The sequence below is a fragment of the Azospirillum lipoferum genome (assembly GCF_024170005.1).
Taxonomy (GTDB): Bacteria; Pseudomonadota; Alphaproteobacteria; order Azospirillales; family Azospirillaceae; genus Azospirillum; species Azospirillum lipoferum.
Map to the genome: position 1 here is coordinate 14,971 of NZ_JALJXJ010000024.1, position 21,960 is coordinate 36,930.

At 69.1% G+C, this 21,960-nt stretch carries 13 protein-coding genes; 7 read left to right on the plus strand and 6 right to left on the minus strand.

Annotated features, from left to right (window positions below):
• Positions 1-99 precede the first annotated feature (99 nt).
• The 5 genes from J2848_RS33450 to J2848_RS33470 form a co-directional block, all read right to left on the minus strand.
• Positions 100-3,174 carry a glycosyltransferase family protein gene (locus J2848_RS33450; RefSeq protein ID WP_149233390.1) on the minus strand — a complete coding sequence of 1,025 codons (3,075 nt, stop codon included), beginning with the start codon at positions 3,172-3,174 and terminating at the stop codon, positions 100-102.
• 21 nt (positions 3,175-3,195) lie between these two features.
• Complete coding sequence (locus tag J2848_RS33455; protein WP_149233389.1) at positions 3,196-4,434, minus strand: glycosyltransferase family 2 protein; 1,239 nt, start codon at positions 4,432-4,434, stop codon at positions 3,196-3,198.
• 150 nt (positions 4,435-4,584) lie between these two features.
• Positions 4,585-5,925, minus strand: a complete 1,341-nt coding sequence (locus J2848_RS33460; RefSeq protein WP_149233388.1) for a tetratricopeptide repeat protein — start codon at positions 5,923-5,925, stop codon at positions 4,585-4,587.
• 123 nt (positions 5,926-6,048) lie between these two features.
• Entirely contained in the window at positions 6,049-7,650 is a 1,602-nt protein-coding gene (locus J2848_RS33465) for a tetratricopeptide repeat-containing glycosyltransferase family protein (RefSeq protein ID WP_149233387.1), read from the minus strand.
• 55 nt (positions 7,651-7,705) lie between these two features.
• Complete coding sequence (locus J2848_RS33470) at positions 7,706-8,266, minus strand: hypothetical protein (protein WP_246194076.1); 561 nt, start codon at positions 8,264-8,266, stop codon at positions 7,706-7,708.
• A gap of 217 nt (positions 8,267-8,483) precedes the next feature.
• Between J2848_RS33470 and J2848_RS33475 the strand changes: the two genes are divergently transcribed.
• A complete protein-coding gene (locus J2848_RS33475) occupies positions 8,484-9,071 on the plus strand; it encodes a D-sedoheptulose-7-phosphate isomerase (RefSeq protein ID WP_149233386.1) in 588 nt (195 codons plus the stop codon).
• Positions 9,072-9,079: 8 nt separating this feature from the next.
• A complete protein-coding gene (locus J2848_RS33480) occupies positions 9,080-10,795 on the plus strand; it encodes an O-linked N-acetylglucosamine transferase, SPINDLY family protein (RefSeq protein WP_149233385.1) in 1,716 nt (571 codons plus the stop codon).
• 55 nt (positions 10,796-10,850) lie between these two features.
• On the opposite strand, the gene J2848_RS33485 is transcribed toward J2848_RS33480, so the two are convergent.
• Positions 10,851-11,657, minus strand: a complete 807-nt coding sequence (locus J2848_RS33485; protein ID WP_149233384.1) for a hypothetical protein — start codon at positions 11,655-11,657, stop codon at positions 10,851-10,853.
• A 200-nt stretch (positions 11,658-11,857) separates the two neighbouring features.
• Here J2848_RS33485 and J2848_RS33490 point away from each other — a divergent pair, with 200 nt between their 5' ends.
• The 5 genes from J2848_RS33490 to J2848_RS33510 all read left to right on the plus strand — a co-directional run bounded on the left by J2848_RS33490 (position 11,858) and on the right by J2848_RS33510 (position 21,872).
• Positions 11,858-12,682 (plus strand): class I SAM-dependent methyltransferase, encoded by an 825-nt coding sequence (locus J2848_RS33490; protein WP_149233383.1) that lies wholly within the window; start codon positions 11,858-11,860, stop codon positions 12,680-12,682.
• Between the two features lie 71 nt (positions 12,683-12,753).
• Positions 12,754-14,334, plus strand: coding sequence for a tetratricopeptide repeat protein (locus J2848_RS33495; RefSeq protein WP_246194075.1), 1,581 nt, complete (start codon positions 12,754-12,756; stop codon positions 14,332-14,334).
• On the plus strand, positions 14,331-16,343 hold the full coding sequence (locus J2848_RS33500) for an O-linked N-acetylglucosamine transferase, SPINDLY family protein (RefSeq protein ID WP_149233382.1): 2,013 nt from the start codon (positions 14,331-14,333) through the stop codon (positions 16,341-16,343). The genes J2848_RS33495 and J2848_RS33500 overlap by 4 nt, the downstream gene beginning before the upstream one ends.
• Positions 16,344-16,653: 310 nt before the next feature.
• Positions 16,654-18,957, plus strand: coding sequence for a glycosyltransferase family 4 protein (locus J2848_RS33505; RefSeq protein WP_149233381.1), 2,304 nt, complete (start codon positions 16,654-16,656; stop codon positions 18,955-18,957).
• Positions 18,958-19,229: 272 nt separating this feature from the next.
• Positions 19,230-21,872, plus strand: a complete 2,643-nt coding sequence (locus tag J2848_RS33510) for a glycosyltransferase family 2 protein (protein WP_149233380.1) — start codon at positions 19,230-19,232, stop codon at positions 21,870-21,872.
• The last annotated feature ends 88 nt before the right edge of the window (positions 21,873-21,960 follow it).

Sequence of the window (21,960 nt, forward strand, 5' to 3'; positions counted from 1 at the left end):
GGACTGCGGCTCCGCCACTCTACAGCCTTTCATTTCCCGATCGAAAGGGGAGGGGAGCCCGGACGCTTTTTCTCACGGATCATAACGACTGAGGCGCTCTTATCCCCTTTGCGCGGCCAGCTCATCGAACACCGCCTCGATGCGGTCGACGGAGCGGGCGACGGTGAAGTCGCGGGCGCGGTCACGGCCGGACATCGCCATGCGCAACCAGGCGGCGCGATCCTTGACCAGGCTGCGCAGGCGATCGGCGAGCGCCACATGGTCTTCCGCCTTGAACAGCAGGCCGTCGACGCCGTCGCGCAGCACCTCGCCGCTGCCGCCGGTGCCGCTGCCGATCACGGTCAGGCCGGCGGCCATCGCCTCCACCTGCGAGATGCCGAAGGGTTCCTGGAAGACACTGGGGAAGACCAGCACGTTGCAGCGGGCGAACAGGTCGGACAGGCCACGGCGGTCCAGGAAACCGGTGAAGCGCACCTTGCCGGCCATGCCCTGGCGCTCCACGAAGTCGCGGCAGCGGGCGGCGAGGTCGGCGTCCGGCGCCTCTCCGGCGAAGGTGCAGTCGAAGTCGATGTCCTCGCGGTGCAGGATTCCCAGGGCGTTGACCAGCGTCTGCGGCCCCTTGTAGTTGACGAGCAGGCTGGCGAAGGCAATGCGCAGCCGGTCGGTCGCGGGCATCACCGCGCGGTGGAAGTAGTCGACGCGGGCCCCGGGGTAAATCACTGTGGCAGGGAGACCATAGCCGCCGGCGGCCAGCCGCTCCGCCACCCAGCCGCTGGCCGGCCCGGCGCGGTAGAGGGGGGAGCGGGGTGCCGCCTCCGGCGTGTAGCCGGGATGCTGGTTTCCCAGGCAATGCAGCACCGGCACGCCCATCTGCCGGGTCAGCGGGTCGAGGAACTCGGTTCCCAGCAGGTCGAGGTTGCCGACCAGACAGGCGTCGGCGCGGAAGTGGCGGGCGGTCTCCAGCACGCGGTGGATGTTGGCGCGGATCAGCGCGACGCAGTGCGCCGGGTCTTCGTGGGCGAAGGCGCGACCGTCCTTCCAATACCCATAGAGGGCCAGCGAACGGTCGACCTGCGTCTCGATGTCCTCGGTCCCGGCCATGCCCGGGCGGGTCAGTTCGGGAACGTCGGCGGTCAGCACCTTCACCGCATGGCCGCGGCGGATCAGCTCGGCCGAGAATTCCCACAGCTTGCGGCCATAGCCGCCGAACTCCTGCGGCGGGAACAGGTTGGTGACCACCAGGATGCGGCGCGGCCGCCCGATCGAGGGGGCGGCCGCCTGCCGGAACAGCGCGTGGTAACGCTCCAGCCCCGGATGGCCGGCGGCAAGCGCGGCGGCGTCGAGGTCCGGAGCGGGATCCGGGGCATCGGCGAGACGGGCGGCGCGTTGGGCCTCGCCCAGATAGATCGACGCCTCCAGCGGTCGTCCGCCCGCCGCGCACAGGCGGGCCAACCCGGCGAGCGCGTCCGGCCGCTGGCGGTCCAGCCCGACGGCGCGCAGCAGGAACCGCTCCGCCAAGGCGGTCTCGCCGAAACGGGCAGCCAGCCGGGCGGCGCCGATCATCTGGTCGGCAGTGCGCAGCATCGGCTCCAGCGCCGCGAGGCGGGCACGCCGCAGCTCCGGCGCCAGCCCCGCCGCCAGTTCCGGATCGGACAGCGAGCGGACGGCATAACGGACGGCATCGGCGCACTGGAACAGAATGCCGCCCACTCCGCTGGAACCGGGGCCGCTGGAACCAGGTTCGGCGGGCACGAAGCCCCAGCCGGCCAGATGGGCGGATGCCGCGGCATGGTCGCGCGCAGAGACGGTCGGACAGAGGACGGAGGCGCCGGGGAGCCCGGCCATCCGGCGGTCGGTCTCGGCCGTATCGGGCCAGGGCAGCAGCGTCACCGCCTCCGCCCGCACCCGGTCAGGAGGCGGCGGCAGCGGCAGCGGAACGGGATCGGCCGCCTCATCCGGCGCAACGGCCGGCGCAACGGCCGGCGCGGCGAACACCACCCGCGGCAGGTCGCGGGCCATGAGGCGCAGGTCGGCGGCGAAGCCATCCTCTCCGGTCGCATGGACGGTCAGCCGCGACGCGGTCAGCTGAAGCCGCTGCAGCGCCTCGTAGGCGGCGAGGCGGCGGCGGAAGCGGACACCCTGCGCGGGCAGGGCCGACAGCCCGCGCCGCTCCCCGCGAACCTCCAGCGCCGGATCGACGCGGTCGTCGAACACCGCAGCGAAGAACTGGGCGCACTTGACCTGCGGGCTATGGAATTCCAGCAGATGCGCCTGACCGGCCCGGCGGATCGCCATCGCCTCGGCCGGGTGGTCGAGGTAATGGCGCGCCAGTTCCACCAGCTCGTCCGGCGAGCGGTATGTCGCGAGATGGCGGCCGGGGGTGAAGCAGCGCTCCAGCCCGGCCTCTTCCGACAGCGCGTCGGTCAGCAGGAAGCCGCCGGCACCCAGCGCCTCGAAGACGCGCAGGTTGAGGTCGCCGTTCAGCGAGACGTTCAGCGTGACCTGCGAGGCGGCATAGAGGTCGGCCGCCGTTTCCGGCGGCGCCCGCATCGCGGTCAGCGGCAGCCCGGCCGCCACCAGCCGGTCCAGCACATGGCGCCGCCAGGGGTGGAAGGCGCCGACCTGTCCGACGAAGGTGAGGGGACGGTCGGGGGACGCGGGAATGTCGCGCCGGCGCAGCGCATAGTCGACCGCCGGAATCCAATAGACGCAGTCGAACCCCGCCTCCAGGAAGGCATGGGCATGCTGGCGGGTGTGGTCGAGCACCACCGCGTCGAAGCCCTCCATCGCGCCATAGGCCAGCAGCGTGCGCAGGGGAGCCGCGAAATGGTGAGTGTCGCCGACCAGCAGCACCTTGGTGCCCGGCAGCCGGTCCAGCCCGCGGGCGAGGTTGCGCCGGGTGGCGTCGGCCTTGACGACGATCAGCTCCGGACGCTGGTGCGCCGGCAGACGGGCGACGATGGACGGCAGATCGAACTCGCCGGCCGGGGTGTTGAGCGAGGCGAAGCCGTCGCCCGTCTCCACCGTCGGACAGTCGGGGCCGCAGAACACCTCCCGCTCCGAGAACAGCGGCCGGCGGTAATAGTCGGGTGTGGCCAGACAGCAGAACAGCGTGCGGGGAGCGTCGGCTCCCGTCTGTGGAAGGGTGGAAGGGGTTTGCGTGTGCGGCGGCATGCGGGAGCCTCGGAAGCGGGATCAGGGGGCCGGCGGCTCCACCCAGCCGGGGACGGTGCGCGCGCCGACCAGCGGGCGGCGGAAACCGCCGGCGGCGATCTCCGCACGGATCCGATCCGGCGCCATCGAGACGATGCGCTCGTATTCGGCGGTGTTGTGGGCGTACCAGGGATTCTCGATGACCGAATTGGTCGATCGTGCATGGCTGAGATGGAGAAGCGGCCCCAGCGTGCGCTCCACCCGCTCGCCCAGGATCTCCAGGCGGCGGAAAATCTCGAAATCCTCCCAGCCCCAGGACACGAACGCCTCGTTGAAGCCGCCGAGCCGGTCGAACACCCGGCGGGCGAAAAAGACCGAACCGCCGTAGGAGTTCTTGTAGAGCATCTCGTTACGCGGATCGAACAGGTCGATCTGGTTCACCGCCAGGGTGCGCTCCACCCCGGGAACGAAGTCGGGGCCGATGTCGAAGAACAGTCCGTTGAACGGGCAGGCGAGCGCCGCGCCGCCATGCACGGCCTGTTGGGCCAGCACATACTGGGTCGGCTCCACCAGCACGTCGGTGTCCTGCACGACCAGGACCGGCGTGGTTGCCGCCGCCGCCATGACGTTGATCTGCTTGGCCTTGTGCGTGTAGGGACTGTCGTTGCCGGTCAGGTGGATGTAGCCGTATTCGGCAGGGGACAGCCCCAGCTCGGCCATGATGCCGGGTACGTCCTGGCGCTCGGGATTGTCCTCGCAGACCAGGATGTTGGTGTCGAGATGGCGCCGCAGATAGGTGACCAGGATGCGCAGGTTGCGCTTGCGATCGGGAGATTCGATCCGGCAGGGCACCATGAAGGTGACGTCGCGCAGGTCCAGCCTTCCGCCGCGGCGCAGCGGCTCGCGCAGGGCCTGATGGCGGGCGGCGAGCGACACGGCATTGTCGAACTGTGCCGCCAGTCCCTCGTCCTTCGGCGCCAGCGACAGCGCGGTTTCGTAACAATCCACCGCCGTCCCCCAGCGGCCGGTCCATTGCATCATCTCGCCCAGCCGGATATGGGGCTGCAGACGGTCGGGCCATTTGGTCAGCACCTTGCGGTAGGTGGCCGCCGCCGCCGCCAGCTTGCCCTGCATCTGCTGGGCGTAGCCCAGGTTGGACATCGCCTCCGGCTGGTCGGGCACCGCCGCAAGGATGCTCTCATAGGTGGCCTCGGCCTCGGCCAGCCGCCCGGCATGATGGTGCTCGACGGCGATGCGGAAGGCTTCTTCGAGGGTCGGCATGAAGGCTCCGTTGGGGCGATCCGGCTGAGTCGGCCGTTTGGGTGTGCCGTTCGGACGCGAAGGGGGCGGCCGCTTACTTACCGCACCCGCAATCGTGATGCACGGCAGAAGACGGGCCGACGGGCCATTGCCACGGACCGCCGCCGGCCCTCACAAACCATAGGTCCGAAGGATTTCGTCCCGCTTCGCGCTGTAGGGGCTGTTGCCGTGCTTCCCGGCGAGCGCGCCGGTCAGGACGAGCGGAAGCGTATCGCCGGCGCGCGGCGGCAGGACGCTGTCGGGCCATGCCGCGTGCGCCATCTCGCTTCCCAGCAGCTGGGCGGCGCGTTCGACGCAGGCGAACAGGGCGACCTGATCGATCATCCAGATGTAGCAGCGGTCGAAGTTGGTCCGCAGGAAGTCCGCCATCATCAGCAGCGTCAGGTAGCCGCTGCGGCTGTGGCGGAAATAGACGAAGGAGGCGTTGTAGCGGCTGCACAGCGGCTCGCCGCGATAGTCGGTGTGGGCGACGTCGGCATCGCCGGCGAGCCTGACGATCTCCTCCGGCTTCTCGCGGAACAGCACGTCGGCATCGCACACGATGACGTCGGCCTTGTGCAGCAGCATCACCTCGGCCGCGATGAGGAAGCGGGAGGACGCGTAATAGGGCTTGTCGATGGCCTCCCCCCGCAGCGCCCAACTCTCGTGCGAGAAGGTGACGGGCATGGCGCCGACGATGCCCCGCAGCCGCTCGATCAGCCGGGCGACCTCCGGGTCGCCGTTGATGATGTGGTAGTGGACGGCGACCGCCGAACCGAGCACGTGGAGGTTCAAAATCTGCGCCGCGGCGTAGCGCTTGAAATAGGTGCCGTCCACCGACACCAGCACCACATGCCGCCTGTCCGGGGCAAAGGGCGGGGGAAAGGGCGGGGCGGCGTCTGCCCTGGCCAGGGTCTGGGCGGCCCGGCGGAAGGACAGGGAAGACAGGTCGACGACGCAAAGCCCGTCGCCGGCATATTTCCCCTGCCGGAACAGGGCCTCGCCGAGCCAGAGATGGAAGATGGCGTTCTTGCAGCCGGCAGCGGCGCGGCCATGGACCTCCGCCAGATCGGGGCGGCCGGCCTCGTTGAACAGGAAGGACAGGTTGGCGTGGATCTGCGGCCGCAGGGGGGATGGCGCCGCAAGTTCCAGCGCTCGGCCGAGGATGGCGATGCCCTGCCGCGGGATCGCCGGATCGCGTTCGAGGACCCCCATGCCGGCATAGGCCAGCCGGTTCGCCAGGGCGAGATACAGGGCCTCGTCGTCGGGCCGGCAGCCGATCAGCGCATCGGCCAGCCGTTCCTTCTCCGCCCCGTCGCCGATGCGGGAAATCAGCAGCGCCATGACGTCGTAGAGACGCTGGCGGTCGCCGGCAACCTCGATGGCGCAAAGCTCGCGGTCGAGGGCGGCATGGTCGAGGGCGCAAGCGGCGGCGATGCCGCCGATCACCTGCCGGAACTTCTGCTGATCCATGCGCCAACCCGCCTGTGTGAGAGTCTGTCTCGAAGGGGGCTCTTTGCCCTGCCCCTTCGGACGATGCAAGCACCCCGCGACGCCGGCCCGATTACAGGACCTCAAGATCACAGGGCGTCCAGATCACAGGGCGTCCAGATCGCGCAGCAGCCCGATCAGCCGGCGGGCGGCGCAGCGCCAGCCGAATTGCTCCAGCAGATGGTCGCGGGCGGTGCGGCGGGTGCCGTCGGGATCGTCGATGACCGCGCGCAGCAGCCGGGTGGCGGCTTCCTCATCGGGAGTCCACCACTCACGGCCGCGATAACCGTCCAGGGCGGGGGTGACGTGGCTGGGAATCATGTGAGCCACCCGGCCGTTCAGATAGGCGCGGTAGGCGCTGTGGTCGGGGGCCAGCAGGGTCAGCCCCATGGCGCCGGCCTGCGCCATCGGCAGGTCCCAGCCCTCGCCATGCGACATGCTCCAGTAATGGGTGGCGGCGGCATGGAGCGACATCATGTCGGTGTCCGACAGCTTGCCCTCGATCAGGAAGAGAGGTGCCGCCTGGCCCATCGTCCGGCCGGTTTCCGCCGTCAGCCGGACCAGAAGGTCGCGGATGCTGCCGGACGCCCCGTCACCCTTGCCGGCCTTCAGCAGCAGGGCGGCATCGTCTTCCGCCCGCGTCGTGCGCAGCCACACCCGCAGCAGCCCTTCCAGGTTCTTACGGCTGTTGAGGTCGGAGACGTTGAGGATGCGCACCCGGTAATCGGCCAGCCGGCGCCCCGTTCCGTCCAGGATGGCGGCGGGCGCCACCCGGCCGGGCTCCAGCGGCTCCACCCCCTCCGGACAGATGTGAATGCGGTCGGCGGGGTGGCCGGCATGCAGCCATGCCCGGCGGGAGGAGTCGGTGGCGACGACGACATGGTCGTGGCACCGGCTGTGCGCCGCCCACAGGGGCGGAATGTCGAGCGCCTCGAACACGGTGTAATTGATCGTCTTCAGACCCGGAATGGCCTCGACCAGCAGCGGCGTGGTGAAGCTCAGCACCGCCTTGGCCCGCACCGGCCGGTCGAGCGTGCGCAGCAGCGGATCGATCTGGTCGTCGGGCAGATTGTCGACATCGTCATGGTTCAGGTCGACCAGCCGGACCCGCACCCCGGCATCGACCAGATGGCGGACGAACTGGCGGACCTTGTGGGCATAGCCGCTGTTGTCGCGGAAGGGGCCGCGCACGACCAGTCCCGGCGGCAGCGACGGGTCGGCGGCATCACGGCCGATTGCGCGGGCGGTGGAGATGCGCTCCAGCGACCGGCGCAGGCGGGATGCGAACTCGCCGCCGGGGTCCAGCACGGCGGCACGGCGCAGAAGCCGCCCGGCATCAAGCAGCCGGCCGCGGGCGAGCGCCTCGTTCCCCAGGCGGATCAACGTGAGGCCGCAGTCCGGGTCCAACTCCATCTTGCGGCGGAAATGCGCGGCCGCCTCGTCCAGCCGCCCCAGATCCTGCAAGGTGCGCCCCTGGTTGAAGAGGGCGGGCGCAAGCATGGGCGCCAGCCGAAGCGACCGCGCCATCAGCGCAGCCCCCTGCCTTTCGTGACCGGCGCGGCGCATCTGCAACCCCAGCAGATGCAGGGCCTGCGGCTGGGCCGGCTCCACCGCCAGGATGTCGCGGTAGAGCAGCGCCGCGCGCTCCGGCTGCCCGCCATTGTGAAGGGCGACGGCCCGGGTCAGGATGTCGTGGATGGAAGGCATGGTCCGTCTGGGAAAACCGGCTGGAACGAAAGAAACGCGGGAGCCGCCGCCGGCATCAATCGAGGGGAGCGAGGGGGGCGAGAGGGGGCTCCGGCGTCCTGCCGGGATCGCGCGCCGGGCTGCGCATCGGGTTCTTGGGATCGAACAGGCCGAGGCGTTGCAGGGTCTGGGCGAAGCCTTCGGTCAGCATGGTGATGCGGTCGCTGGTCTCGGCGATCTCGCGGGCCGAGATGACGGGAGCGTCGGTGGAGATGCGGCCGTGGGCGCGGTAGTTCAGGCGGATGGCGACATCGTCGGTCTCGCCCTGGATCCAGGATCCGTGCAGGATCTTGTTGCGCTCCCGCCCCAGTTCCAGCGCCTCGTCGCAGCGGGCGATCAGGGCCTTGGCCTCGTCGGCGGGCAGGCGCAGACCGGCGATGGCCTTCAGCGCGTCGAAGCGCGCCTTGATCTGCATGTTGGAGGCGATCGGCAGGAATTCGGTATGATCGGTGCCGAGAAGGCGAGAGATGCACAGCGAAACCATGTCTTCCAGCTGCGCCCAGGACACGGCGATCATGCCGATCGCGCAGTACATCTTCACGCTGAGGGGGCCCAGCCGGACCGTCCGCGTCGTCATAGGCCACCCTTGGCATCCTCGCCCCGCCGCCGGGGCATGGGAGTGAAAATAAGCGTTCCGGGCGGCCCGGGAAAGCCGTCATTGCGTTGCTTGCAGTTGACAGGCCCCTGTGATCCATAGGATGCACTGGCGCGCTGCGCACGGTACGTGGAGGGCCTTCCACCTCGTCCCGTTCCTGCCGCTGCGCACCATCGGTCACGCACAAGGTATTCCGCCCATGGATTCCCAGACCACTTCCGGCTCCTCGCTGCACGGCTGCCTCACCGCCGCCATCGACGTCCTGCGGCATACCATGGACAGCCTGGATCCGGCGCGGGTCGAGGCGGCGGTGGATGCGGTCGCCACGGCGCTGGGCGCCAACAAGGCTCTGCTGGTCTGCGGCAACGGCGGCTCGGCGTCGGACGCCCAGCACATCACCGGCGAGCTGGTCGGCCGCTTCCTGAAGGAACGCCGCGGGCTGAAGGCGATCTGCCTCAGCTCCAACGCGGCGGTGCTGACCGCCTGGAGCAACGACTATTCCTACGACAGCGTCTTCGCCCGCCAGACCGAGGCCTATGGCGAGCCGGGCGGCGTCCTGCTGGGCATCTCCACCAGCGGCAATTCGCGCAACGTGATCGCCGCCTTCGAGGTGGCCAAGCGGCTGGGCATGACCACCATCGCCATGACCGGCGAGGGCGGCGGCAAGCTGGCGGGCATGAGCGACGTCCTGCTCGACGTGCCGTCGCGCTCCACCCCGCTGATCCAGCAGGTCCACATCTGCCTCTACCATTACCTGTGCGAGCAGGTCGAAGCCCGGCTCGCCTGAACCCGCCGATGACCCCGCCCACCCAGGATGCCCCGGACGGGCTGAAGCGCCGTGCGCTGGAAGCCTTCGGCGCCGGGCGGCTGGAGGAGGCTGCGGCGCTTTGCCGCGCCCTGCTGGCGCTGGATGGTACGGCTGCCGACGTCTGGAACAATCTCGGCGTCATCCTGTCCGACCTGAAGCGTCCGGACGAGGCGGCGGCGGCGCTACGGACCTCCCTGGCGGTGCGGCCGGAGTACGAAAAGCCCTGGGTCGGGCTGGGCAGCAGCGCCTATGGCGCCAACCGGCTGGACGAGGCGGTGCGGTTCTGGAGCCGGGCGACCGTCGCCAATCCGCGGCAGGATACCGGCCTCTGGTTCAATCTGGGCGTCGCCCGGCAGATGCGCGGCGAAGCCGCGGCGGCGGCCCTGTGCTTCGATCAGGCCGAGCGGCTGGCGCCCGCCGACCCGCTGATCGCCAGCCAGCGGCTGCTGTGCCTCAACTACCTGGACCTGTCCGGCGAACGCCTGCTGGCTGAACACCGGCGCTTCGATGACCGGTTCGGCATGCAGGATGGCAAGCGGTTGCCGGCGGCCCCCCACGCCAACCGCCCCGATCCGGAGAGGCGGCTGCGCATCGGCTACCTGTCGGTCGAGTTCCGTGAGCATCTCGGCGCCTATTTCCTGACGCCCCTGTTCGAGGCGGCCGACCGCAGCCGCTTCGAGATCGTCTGCTATTCGATCCTGCCGGACAGCCATGCCGACGCCTACACCGCCCGCTTCAAGGCGCAGGCCGATGGCTGGCGTACCGTAGGCCATCTGAACGACGAGGCGCTGGCGGCACAGATCCGCGCCGACGGCATCGACATCCTGGTCGACCTCGCCGGCCATTCCGGACTGAACAGGCTGCCCATGCTGGCCAGGCGCCCGGCGCCGGTGCAGGTGACATGGCTGGGCTATCCCAACGGCACCGGCATGGAATCGGTCGGCTACCGCATCGTCGATCCGGTCAGCGACCCGGTCGGACCGACCGACGCCCATGCGGTGGAAACGCTGGTCCGGCTGCCGCCTCCCTTCCTGTGCTTCCGCCCGCCGGCCTCCGCCCCGCCGGTGGTGCCGCTACCGGCGGGTGCCACCGGGGCCGTCACCTTCGGGTCCTTCAACAAGCTGTCCAAGATCACCGACGGCACCGTCGCGCTGTGGGCCGGGGTGCTGCGGCGGGTGCCGGATGCCCGCCTGCTGCTGAAGGACCGGCCGTTGTCCGACCCCGGCACCGCCGCCGCAATGCGGGCGCGCTTCGCCGCCACTGGCATCGACCCGGCGCGGCTCGACCTCGTCGGCTTCATCAAGGACGCCGCCGGCCATCTGGCTGCCTACAACCGCATCGACATCGCGCTGGACCCGCATCCCTACAACGGCACCATCACCACCTGCGACACGCTGTGGATGGGGGCACCGCTGGTGACGCTGGCGGGCAGCCGCCATGCCGCCCGTGTCGGCGCCAGCCTGATGGCCGCCATCGGCCTGCCCGAACTGGTCGCCACCACCCCCGACCAGTACGCCGCCATCGCCGCCGGTCTGGCCGGCGACCTGACCCGGCTGATGCGGCTGCGCATGGGCATGCGCGAGCGGCTGCGGGCATCGGCGCTGTGCGACGAGGGGCGCTTCATGCGCAATCTGGAAACCGCCTACCGGCTGATGTGGCGGCGCTGGTGCGATCAGCAGGATCAGTTTCGGGCGGTCGGCTGATCCATATCCGCCGATCCATGGGCGATCGATTTATGGACGATCGATCCATGGGCGATCAATCCGCGGCCGGCCAGGCGAAGTCGCCCATCCGCTCCTTCGCCGGCCCCTGGAAGTGCAGGAAGGTGAAGGGCACCGGGTCGCCTCCGTCGGTGCGGGGGCAGACCGGGATGCCGTCCGCATCGAAACGGACGTCCTTCAGCCCGTCGCGCATGGCGAAGCGGCTGTTCGCGTCGCGGATGTTGTGGTCGAACCCCTGGTCGATCAGGCGCCCCTGCTCCAGAAAGCGGGAGTCGGCGGCGGCGATCTCCATCAGCAGGTGCATGTCGCTGACATGGGGCCGGCCGCCGATGCGGAAACGGTCGGCCAGGGCGTGCAGCCTCGGCTTGTCGGCGAAGATCTCCACGAAGCGGTCGCACAGGAAGCCGAGCGCCTCCGGCCCCTCGAAGCAGTTGGCCCAGCTCCAGTTCCCGGCGATGCGGCCGGCGAAGGCGGCGGCGAAGCGCTCCACCGGACGGTAGAGCATGATGTCGCTGTCGAACACGCAGAAGCGGCCCAGCCCATGGCGGACGGCGAACTCATGCGCGAAGAACCAGCGGCCGTAGCACATCGCCTCGTACCCCTCGCCATTCACCGAGAGATGCTCGTACACCGCGCCGAAGCGGGGGTGCGAGTTGGTGTAGAGGCGGACGTCGGCCTGATGGACCGCAAAGGGCAGGTCGCGGATCTCGTCGGTCAGCAGGATCACCGGGCTGTCGGGCGAGGCAAGCACCGCCTGCCGCAGCGCGATGTCCAGAACGGCCTTGTAGCCGATATGGACGAACAGGATGGGAATGCCGGGCTTGTAGAACGGCGTGTCGGGCATGGAAGGGCGGCTTCGTCTCGCGGCAAGGGGCCGCATGGTAGCCGCCCGCGGCGGCGGGAGGAACCGGCCTGTCCGCCACCTGCCCCCGCTCGGGGCCGTTCTTATCCCATTTGCGTCCCCTTTGCCCCTTGCTTGACAAGCGCGCCCTTCGGCTTCTACCGATAGCGCCGTCTTCCCCGCCACCACACCGGACCGCCGCGATGAGCGAAGCGCCGCCCTCTTCCCCCGCCCCCGACACCGCGTCCGCGGTGCACAGCGGGTCGGCCGACCGCTTCGGTTACGAATGGGGCCGCTATGCCGAGCTGAAGGACATCTACGAGGAGCAGTTCCGCCGCTGGACGCCCTTTCTCAAGCCGGAGGACTGGCACGGCCTGACCTTCGTCGACGTCGGCTGCGGCATGGGACGCAACAGCCACTGGCCGATGAGCTACGGTGCGGCCGGCGGGCTGGCCATCGACATCGACGAGCGCAGCCTGGCGTCCGCCCGCGCGACGCTGGCGCCGCATCCGGCGATGGAGGTACGCCGCCAGAGCGCCTATGAGCTGAACGAGGTCGAACGCTTCGACCTCGCCTTCTCCATCGGCGTCGTCCACCATCTCGCATATCCGGAGACGGCGCTCGCCAACATGGTGCGCGCGGTGAAGCCGGGCGGGCGGGTGATGATCTGGGTCTATGGCCGCGAGAACAACGGCTGGATCGTCCGCTTCGCCGACCCGCTGCGCAAGGCGCTGTTCAGCCGCCTGCCGATCGGGCTGGTGCATGCGCTGTCCCTGCCGCCGACCGCCCTGCTGTGGCTGGCCTTGCGGCTGGGGCTGGACCGGCTGGAATATTTCCGCCTGATCCGCCGCTTCGACTTTGCCCATCTGCGCTCCATCGTCTTCGACCAGATGCTGCCGAAGATCGCCAACTACTGGCGCCGCGACGAGGTGGAGGCGCTGATGACGGGCGCCGGGCTGGAAGACGTGCAGCTTGCCTGGGTCAACGAGATTTCCTGGGCGGCGATCGGACGGAAGCCGCAGGAGTAAGATCAAAGAAGTGAAAGAGGCAGCCCTTTATTGCTGACGGCCGGGGTCTTGGGTTAAGAAGCCGCGGGTCCGTGCAGCGATCGATCCGCGCCGCCGGTCATTTGCGCGGTCAAGCTTTGGGGGTTGCCATTTCCGAGTTCTCGCCGGCCTTCGTCCAGGCCTACAACACCGGTGCGGCACTGTTCCAGGCCGGCCGCTTCGACGAGGCGGCCACCGTCTACCGCCGCCTGATCGACGAAAGCCCGGAGATCGCGACGCCGCATGCCGCCACCCTGCATGGCGCCTTGGGCCTGTGCCTGCGCGCCGCCGGCCGGCCGGACGAGGCGCTTGAGCCGCTGAGGCAGGCGCTGCGGCTCAAGCCCGACCATCTGGACGCGCTGAACGCGCTGGGCGGCATCCTGCTCGACCGCCGCCACCTCGAGCATGCGCTGATCGCCTTCCGCGAACTGGTGAGGCTGAAGCCCGGCTATCCGGGCGCGCTGCTGACGCTGGGCAACCTGTTCATGTTCACCGGCGACGGCGGGCGGGCGAGCGCCGTCTACCGGCTGGCGCTGGTCGTCGAACCGGACATGGCGGTCAACTACAACAACCTGGGTGCCGTCAGCCTCAGCCTCGGCCGTCTGGCGGAGGCGGCGCTGAACTACCGCCGGGCGCTCGCCATCGACGTCGGCAAGCCGGAGTACCGCAAGAATCTCGGCACCTGCCTGCTGATGGCCGGCGACTACGCCGACGGCACCGTCGCCTATGAGGGCCGGCTGGAGCAGGGGGTCTGGCGCAAGCGCAACATGCCGGGCGTCCTGTGGCAGGGCCAGCCGCTGGCGGGCAAGACCCTGCTGGTGCATTTCGAGCAGGGGCTGGGCGATTCCTTCCAGTACATCCGCTATGCCGGCGTGCTGAAGCGCATGGGCGCGCGGGTGCTCTACGAATGCCAGCCGGCGCTGAAACGCGTGCTGTCGGCCGCTCCCGACCTGGACGGGCTGTTCGCCTTCGGTGAGCCGCTGCCGGCCTACGACTACCACATCTCGCTGATGAGCCTGATGCACCGGCTGGGCACCACGCCGGACAGCGTTCCCGGCGGCGTGCCCTACCTGCGGGCCGAGCCGCAGCTGGAAGCCGGCTGGGCGGAGCGGCTGGACCGGCTGGAGGGGGGGAAGCGGCCGTCCTTGCGCATCGGCATCAACTGGCACGGCAACGAGACCGGCAAGTCGATCCCGCTGGAGTGCTTCGAGGCGATGGGCAAGCTGCCCGGCGTCCGGCTCTACAGCCTGCAGAAGGTGTCGGGCCTGGACCATCTGGAGCGGCTGCGCGACCGGGTGGCGGTGACCGAACTGGGGGCGGATTTCGATGCCGGGCCGGACGCCTTCCTCGACACCGCCGCGGTGATGGCCAACATGGACCTGATCGTCACCTGCGACACCTCGGTCTGCCATCTGGCCGGCGCCATGGGACGGCCGACCTGGGTGGTGCTGAAATGGTTCGCCGACTGGCGCTGGATGCGCGACCGGCTCGACAGCCCCTGGTACCCGACCATGCGCCTGTTCCGCCAGGCGAGCCCCAACGATTGGGCCGAGGTGATGGCGAGGGTGACGGCCGAGGTCGCGGCCGAGACCGGAACCCGGCACGGCGCCCTTGCCGGGGAGGCTGGGCGATGACGCTGAACGAGGCGCTCCGGCTGGCGCTGGAGCATTTCCGGGCCGGACGCGCGGCCGAGGCGGAGCAGCTGTGCCGGGCGATCCTGAACGCCGTTCCCGGCCAGGGTGAGGTCACCCAGCTGCTGGGTACGGTGGTGATGATGCAGAACCGCCTGCAGGAGGCGGAGACCATCCTGCGCCAGTCGATCGCGATCCGTCCGGATCTGGCCGACAGCCACGGCAATCTCGGCACCGTGCTGCAGTCGCTGGGACGCATGGGCGAGTCCCTGGCCGCGCACGACCGCTGCGTCCAGCTGACGCCCGGCACGCCGGAAGGCTATGTCAACCGCGGCTCGACCCGATTGGCGCTGGGTGACCGCAACGGGGCGGCGACCGACTTCGCCCGCGCGCTGCGGCTGCGGCCGGTCGACGCGCTTGCCGCCGCCAATCTCGGCGTGGCCCTGCGCGAGGGCCAGCGGATGGCCGAGGCGCTCCGCGCCCTGACCCGGGCGCTGGTCGTCGAGCCCGGCAACGGCGAGGCGATGCTCGGCTATGCCCACGCCCTGCGCGAACTGGGCCGCCTGGACGAGGCTGAGACCGCCTATGCCCGGGCGGTGACCCTGACGCCGGCCAAGACCGAAGCGCTGTGCTACCACCTCTACCTCAAGCAGACGCTTTGCGCCTGGGACGACTACGACCGGCTGTGCAGCCGGGTGACCGAGACCATCGACGGCGACGGCGGCGTCGTCATCCCGCTGGCCACCCTGTCGATCGACACCACGCCGGCCCAGCAGGACCGCTCCGCCCGGCTGTTCTACGACCGGCTGGTCAAGCGCCCCTCCTCCCCGCCGATGCCGGCGCGGCCGGAAAGCCGGCCCGACGGCCGGTCCGACAGCCGCTTGCGCATCGCCTATGTCTCGGCCGATTTCCACGAGCACGCCACCGCCTATCTGGCGGCCGAACTGTTCGAGCTGCACGACCGCGAGCGGTTCGAGGTGCTGGCCTATTCCTATGGGCCCGACGACGGCAGCGCCATGCGCCAGCGGCTGGTGACGGCCTTCGACCGCTTCCGCGACATCCGCAGCGTGCCGCTGGACGCGGTCGCCCGCTGCATGGCCGACGACGGCGTCGACATCATGATCGACCTGAAGGGCTACACGAAGCAGACCCGGCTCGATCTGCTGTCGCGCCGGCTGGCGCCGGTCGAGGTCAGCTACCTGGGCTATCCCGGCACCATCGGCTGTCCGCACATGGACTATGTGATCGGCGACCGCTTCGTCACCCCGCCGGAGCACCAGCCCTTCTACGCCGAGCGGCTGGCGATCCTGCCCGACGCCTACCAGATCAACGACCGCCGCCGCCCGCTGCCTGACGAAGTGCCTGGCCGGGTGCCATCGCGGGCCGACTGCGGCCTGCCGGAGGACGGCGTCGTCTTCGCCGCCTTCAACACCGCCTACAAGATCAGCCCGACCATGTTCGCCCTGTGGATGCGCATCCTGAAGCGCGTGCCAGGATCGGTCCTGTGGCTGTTCGAGGCCAACCCGCGGGCCGCCGCCAACCTGAAGGCCACGGCAGAGGCCCAGGGCGTCGACTCCGTCCGGCTGGCCTTCGCCCCGCCCCGCCCGCTGGCCGACCACATCGCCCGCTATCGCGTCGCCGATCTGGCGCTCGACACCCTGCCCTACACCGGCCACACCACCACCAGCGACGCGCTGTGGGCGGGGTGCCCGGTGGTCACCTGCCTGGGCGGGACCTTCGCGTCCAGGGTGGCGGCGAGCCTGCTGAACGCCGCCGGCCTGCCCGACACCATCACGCGGTCGTTGGCCGAGTACGAGGAACTGGCGGTGGCGCTCGCCGGCGACCCCGGCCGGCGGGCGGGCTTCCGCAAGCGTCTGGAGGACGGGCGGATGACGGCGCCGCTGTTCGACAGCCACCGCTTCACCCGCAACCTGGAGCGCGCCTATCAGGTCATGTGGTCGCTGCACAAGGCCGGCAAGCCGCCACAGGGCTTCATCCTGCCGGCCGGTTGAAAGGAGCGGGCCGGGGAAGGGAAACCTTCCGCTCCGGCCCGCAACTTCGATGCGGACGCACGCGAACTTTATTTCACGTCTGCAATATAACACAAAAGCCCTAACCACGCTGGGTTGATTTTGCTACTGTACCTCTTGAGAGATATCTCTTTGTTGGTATGGCTGAGCAAATGGCGTCTTTTGCTTCGAGATCTAAGCTTTTCCCGATTGCCTCGATCTCTTCCCTTTCTTCAGGGTTGAGCAAATACGCGTCCTCTTCGGCTGTCCTCAGGTCCGGAACCAACGCGCCCGCCGCGCTGGGGAGTGCCCGATGAACGCGATCAGCCCGATCAGGGCCGAGATTGGCACGATCGCCACCTATCAGGGGCGGCTTGAGTTCGTCACCACCGGCAAAATCTATGGCTGGCTGCACAACCAGAGCAACCCTGCGGAGGAATGCCTGATCGACCTCTATGTCGACGGACGCTTTCTCGGCACCCATGCCTGCAACGAGCATCACAAGGCGCTGAGCGGACTGCCAGGACGGAACGGTTTCCTCGCCTTCAACATCCCCCTGCCAGCCGGCCTTCTGTCGATCGACGGCTGCTGTGTCGACATCAAGATCCACGGCACCAGGATGTCGATCCCGGGTGCTCCCGTCATCACCGGCCTTCACCGGGCGGTGATCGACACGGCCCTGTCCGGCATGACGCCGGAGCGGCAGGCCCTGTGTGCCAGTGCGCTTTCCGAAACGACGAACCAGACCAAGCGCGGACGCGACCGGGGGGAGGACGCACGGCTGCTCCGGCCCGCCAAGGGGTTCGAAGGGAGCGAGCTGACGGTCGGCGGCTTCCTGGCGCACCAGCTCTACCGGCTGCAGGAGCAGCATAACTTCCACCTGCGCAGTGCTGCCGACCTGACCCGCTTCCTGGTGCGGCACGCCGAGCGCTTCACGCTCGCCGATCATGCCTGGTGCCCGCTGCCGGCCGATGTGAAGGCTTATCTGGCCTCGGGCGAAGAGGACGCCACCGGCTTCTTCCGCTCGCGCCTGCTGTCGGCCTACCGGACGGGTGTGGGCGACGCCGTCGACAACAGGCTCGGCAGCGGAGAGGACGCGCTGTGCGACCTTGCCCACTGGATGTTCGGCAAGGCCCGCCTGCCCAAGGAGGCGCTGTCCCCCCGCCATGTGGAGGAGCTGAATACGTCGGCGCGGATCGACCGTCATGGGCTGATTTCGCACTTCTATGCCGGGATGCACGCCCGCGACCCTGAGTTGGCCGCAGCCTTCGACCTCCGCGAGGAGCGGGCATTGTTCCCCCTGCTGCTGGCGATCTCGCTGTGGCTGGTGCGCTGGAACCTGGACGATCTGTTCCTGCCCCCGGAGGTGAGGGCGCTTCTGGACGCGCCGATCCATCATGACGGCCAGGTCATGACCGGGCTTGGCTATTTCTACACCCGCCTGGGCGTGCCGGGGGCGCAGGTCCTGAGCCTGTCGTCGCTGCGCCAGCGGCAATCCGCGCCGGTGGCGCGCCACCTGCCGCGCACGCCGCAGGCGAAGGGCGTCAATCTGTTCGGCTATTTCGACGGCGGCACCGGCATCAGTCGCAACGCCCTGTTCTCCCGCGATATCCTGCAGGACGCCGGCTTCGGCGTGACGATGCCGATGATGGCGGTGCCAAACCGCCATGCCGGGGAGGAACTCTACCCGATCAACCTGATCCATTTCGGCCTGCTGGGCGCGCCGGGCGACATGATCAACCATGGGCTGGCACGCTTCGCCGGCGCGTACAACATCGGCTTCTTCCTGTGGGAAACCAGCGCGCTGCCCCGCTCGGCCCATCTGGCGCTGGAGATGATGGACGAGGTGTGGACCATGTCGGCCTTCTGCGCCGACACCCTGGGCCAGCATTTTTCCGGTCCCATCCACATCGTGCCCAACTGCGTCGACGAGCGCGTTCTGAAGGCCGACACGGCGAAGCGGCCGGAGGAGCAGCCCTTCACCTTCTATTTCTGCTTCGACGCCCGGAGCTGGTACACGCGCAAGAATCCGCTGGCGGTGGCTCGCGCCTTCCAGAAAGCCTTTCCCGCCGAAAAGGAGGTGCGGCTGGTTCTGCGCATCCGCTATCGCCAGACCAGCCGGAGCATCGCCGACCTCGCCCACAAGCTGGAGCTTGATCGTCTGATCGAAAGCGATCCCCGCATCCTCGTGCGCGACCGCGAGCTGTCCTACGCCGACTCCCTGGCCGAGATGCGCTCTTGCGACGCCTATGTCTCGCTGCACCGGGCCGAGGGCTTCGGCTACACCATGGTGGAGGCGATGATGATGGGCAAGCCGGTGATCGCGTCCCGCTATTCGGCCAACCTCGACTATATGAGCGACGAAACCGGCTTCCTGGTCGGCGGTTGCGAACGCTATCTGGACAGCGACGAATATATCGGCGCCACTCCGGGAGCCCGCTGGTTCGAACCGGATATCGGTGATGCCGCCGAGGCGATGCGGCAGGTGTGGGAGGACCGCGGCGAGACCCAACGGCGGGCTGCCGCTGGGGCTGCCCTCGTCCGCAGCCGCTTCGCCCGCCCCGTCCTGCAGGAGCTTTATGCCAGTCGCCTCTCCACGATCCTGCAAAACATCTGAAGCGTCGGGCCTTCGGCGGCCTGAGCCGATCCTGCGTCCGTATGTCGCGACTTCGATCATAATCGAGCAGAAAACCGGCGCGCCGTTTGGATAGTTTTCCCCGGCCATGGCAGACGGTGCCCACCAGGTTCTGGCAAGCAGGGTCAACGGGATCTGGAAAACCGCCCCGCAGTACCTGCAAGCTGGTGCCGGATGACAGTTCCGCCACCTCCGGCCTGCCGCCCGGCACCGGAGTGGGGGGTGGATCGACGGATCAGAGCAGGGATATGGGAATGGACAGCGGCCTGAAACCGTCTGGAAACAAGGCAGCACCGGCGCAAGGCCCGGATGCCGTGGCGCACACCGGCCTTGAGGATGCTTTCAACGGCTACCGCCTGTTCCTCGGCCGTCACCCGAACAGCGTCCAGGAAATCACGGCCGCCACCGGCTGCACGCTGGGCGAGTTCCTGGGCAGCTATCTGCTGCGCAAGGATTTTCTCAACGGCGTCGTCGCCGGACTGGCCGGCGACACCGTGCTGCCGCATGTCGCCCTGGCCCCGGCTCCGGACGATGCCCTGGCGCGCTGGGTGCTGGACCGCCTGCCCCTGTCGGACAACTCCAGAGAGTTGATCGCCACCAGCCGCTCCTGGCGCTTCTGGCTGCTGACGATCCTGCGTGACGATGGCTTCCGCGGCGGCTTGCCGGCCGCCGTGGCCGATTGGCTGGCACGTTCCGGCGTGCAGGGCCGGCTGGCCGCCCTCGAACTCGCCCCGACCCGGCGCCTGATCGGGGAGGCGTCGCACAGCGGGACCGGCAGCGTTTCCGGCTGGTGCGCCAATGCCAGCGACTTCTCGGAACGCGTGGTGCTGGAACTGCATCTCGGCGGCCGCTTCATCGGCGCAGTGCGTTGCGAGCACTTCATTCCGGGTCTGGGCGAACGCGTTGGCGGCAGCGGCACATACGGCTTCGTCTTCGACATCCCCGCCGCCCATGCCGACCTCGTCGCCCGGGGAGCGGTGCTGCGGTTAAGCGACGCCCACTCCAAGATGCCTTTCGGTTCGGACATCTACGTCAAGGCGAACCTGCCGGCGGCTCTCGACGATCTCGGCCGGGTGCTGGCCGCCATCCAGTCGATGAAGGAGATGCTCGCCAATATCGAGCAGCAGATCCCGCATGTCCTGCGCGCCGTCAGCCCGCCGCTGTCGGCCTATGGCGCCTTGAAGGCGCAAGGGCTGCTCGCCTGCCATCGCCTGCTGGACGGGCAGGCCGCCGCGGTGGCCGACCTCGCCGTCAACGTGATCCTGCTGGAGACGGCAGTCGAGCCGGCACCGCTGCGCCGTCTGCTCGCCTCGCTGGACGAGCAGACGCATGGCCGCTGGATACTGACCGTGCTGGCCACTGCCGACACACTCGGCCAAAATAATCTGGGCAGCGAGGCCCGGGCGCTGATCCGCCCGCTGGAGGCCGATGGCCGGGCGGTGGTCGCGTCGCCGTCCGCATTGCCACGCCTGCTGGCCAGCCATCCTGCCCTGGCCGGTGCCGCCGCCCATCTGGTGGTCGGCAGCGCCGGAACCCTGCGGCCCGATGCCCTAGCCGCCTTTCTAGCCGCCCTGGAACAGGCATCGGCCGATCCGGGCGCCGTCGCCTACAGCGATCACGACGTTCTGACCGATGCCCGCAACGGCAAGCCGGCGCAGATCCTGCCGGTGTTCAAGCCCGATTTCGATCCGGCAATGCTGCTGTCCTACGACTATGCCGGTCCGATGGTCCTGGTGACGCCGGATGCTCTGCTGCGGGCCTTCGCCATCGCCGACGGGACACCGCCGTCAGGGTTGCACGACCTGATGCTGCGCCTGAGCGACTGCGTGCCGGCGGATGCGATCCGGCACATACCGTCCGTACTCTACAGCCTGGACCAGACGACCGACCTGCGCGGCCCTGGCGGCTTGCCGCGGTTGCTGACCGGCGACCCGCGGGCGGTGGAAGCATGGGCCGGACGCCGTGGACTGGCAGCGGAGGTGCGGCAGACGCGCGTGATCAGCGAGACCGACGAGACCGGCCAGACGCTGGTCGAGCCTTGCGACATCATGCCCCGCCCGGCCAGCCTGCCTTCGGTCACCGTCATCGTGCCGACCAGGAACGCGCCGATCCTGCTGCGCAACTGCCTGGACTCGCTCCTGCGCACGCGCGCGGCCTATTCAGGGGCGATGCAGATCCTGGTGATCGACCACCAGAACGAGGATCCCGACAGCGTCGCCCTGATCGGCGCCATGAAGGCCCAGCGCGGCGTCGACGTCATGCCGTATCGCGGCCCCTTCAACTGGGCGATGATGAACAACCTGGCCGCGGAGCAGGCCCACGGCGACGTGCTGGTCTTCCTCAACGACGACACCATCGCCACCGACGCCGAATGGCTGGGCCGTGCGGTGGCGACGCTGGAACTGCCCGAAGTCGCGGTGGTGGGAGCACGCTTGCTCTATGGCGACGGCAGCATCCAGCATGCCGGCGTGGTCACCAGCCACCAGCAGGGGGCGGTGCATGACGGGCGCGGAATGCCCGGCAACGAAGGTGGCTATCTCGGCCGCAACCTCGTGCTGCGGTCCGCCGCTGCCGTGACCGGAGCCTGCATGGTGACCCGGCGCTCCGTTTTCGAGAGCGTGAAGGGCTTCGACCCATCCTGGCCGGTCGAGTGGAATGACATCGTCTATTGCATGGCGGTGCGGCATGGCGGCCGGCGGGTGGTTTACGACCCTGCGGTCTGCCTGTACCACCTGGAATCGAAGACCCGCGGCTACCTGTCCGGCCAAGTCGGTCTCGACACCCATCGGAACGACGTGAAGAGGATCCTGGCGACGTGGGGGGAGGCGCTCGACGACCCCTTCTACAGCCCGGCTTTCAACCGGCTGGATGTGCCTTTCGCAAGGATCGCCCTGTAAAGAATGGGATCGGGCCTGAAGAGAGCAGGTCGCGGGGTGGGGAAGACAACCTTCCGACGCATTACCTATACCTCCATCGGCCGGCCGT

Bases quoted from the DNA above. Each gene is read 5' to 3' on its own strand.
- J2848_RS33450 (WP_149233390.1), bottom strand. From the start codon at position 3,174: ATGCCGCCGCACACGCAAACCCCTTCCACCCTTCCACAGACGGGAGCC.
- J2848_RS33455 (WP_149233389.1), bottom strand. From the start codon at position 4,434: ATGCCGACCCTCGAAGAAGCCTTCCGCATCGCCGTCGAGCACCATCAT.
- J2848_RS33460 (WP_149233388.1), bottom strand. From the start codon at position 5,925: ATGGATCAGCAGAAGTTCCGGCAGGTGATCGGCGGCATCGCCGCCGCT.
- J2848_RS33465 (WP_149233387.1), bottom strand. From the start codon at position 7,650: ATGCCTTCCATCCACGACATCCTGACCCGGGCCGTCGCCCTTCACAAT.
- J2848_RS33470 (WP_246194076.1), bottom strand. From the start codon at position 8,266: ATGACGACGCGGACGGTCCGGCTGGGCCCCCTCAGCGTGAAGATGTAC.
- J2848_RS33475 (WP_149233386.1), top strand. From the start codon at position 8,484: ATGGATTCCCAGACCACTTCCGGCTCCTCGCTGCACGGCTGCCTCACC.
- J2848_RS33480 (WP_149233385.1), top strand. From the start codon at position 9,080: ATGACCCCGCCCACCCAGGATGCCCCGGACGGGCTGAAGCGCCGTGCG.
- J2848_RS33485 (WP_149233384.1), bottom strand. From the start codon at position 11,657: ATGCCCGACACGCCGTTCTACAAGCCCGGCATTCCCATCCTGTTCGTC.
- J2848_RS33490 (WP_149233383.1), top strand. From the start codon at position 11,858: ATGAGCGAAGCGCCGCCCTCTTCCCCCGCCCCCGACACCGCGTCCGCG.
- J2848_RS33500 (WP_149233382.1), top strand. From the start codon at position 14,331: ATGACGCTGAACGAGGCGCTCCGGCTGGCGCTGGAGCATTTCCGGGCC.
- J2848_RS33505 (WP_149233381.1), top strand. From the start codon at position 16,654: ATGAACGCGATCAGCCCGATCAGGGCCGAGATTGGCACGATCGCCACC.
- J2848_RS33510 (WP_149233380.1), top strand. From the start codon at position 19,230: ATGGACAGCGGCCTGAAACCGTCTGGAAACAAGGCAGCACCGGCGCAA.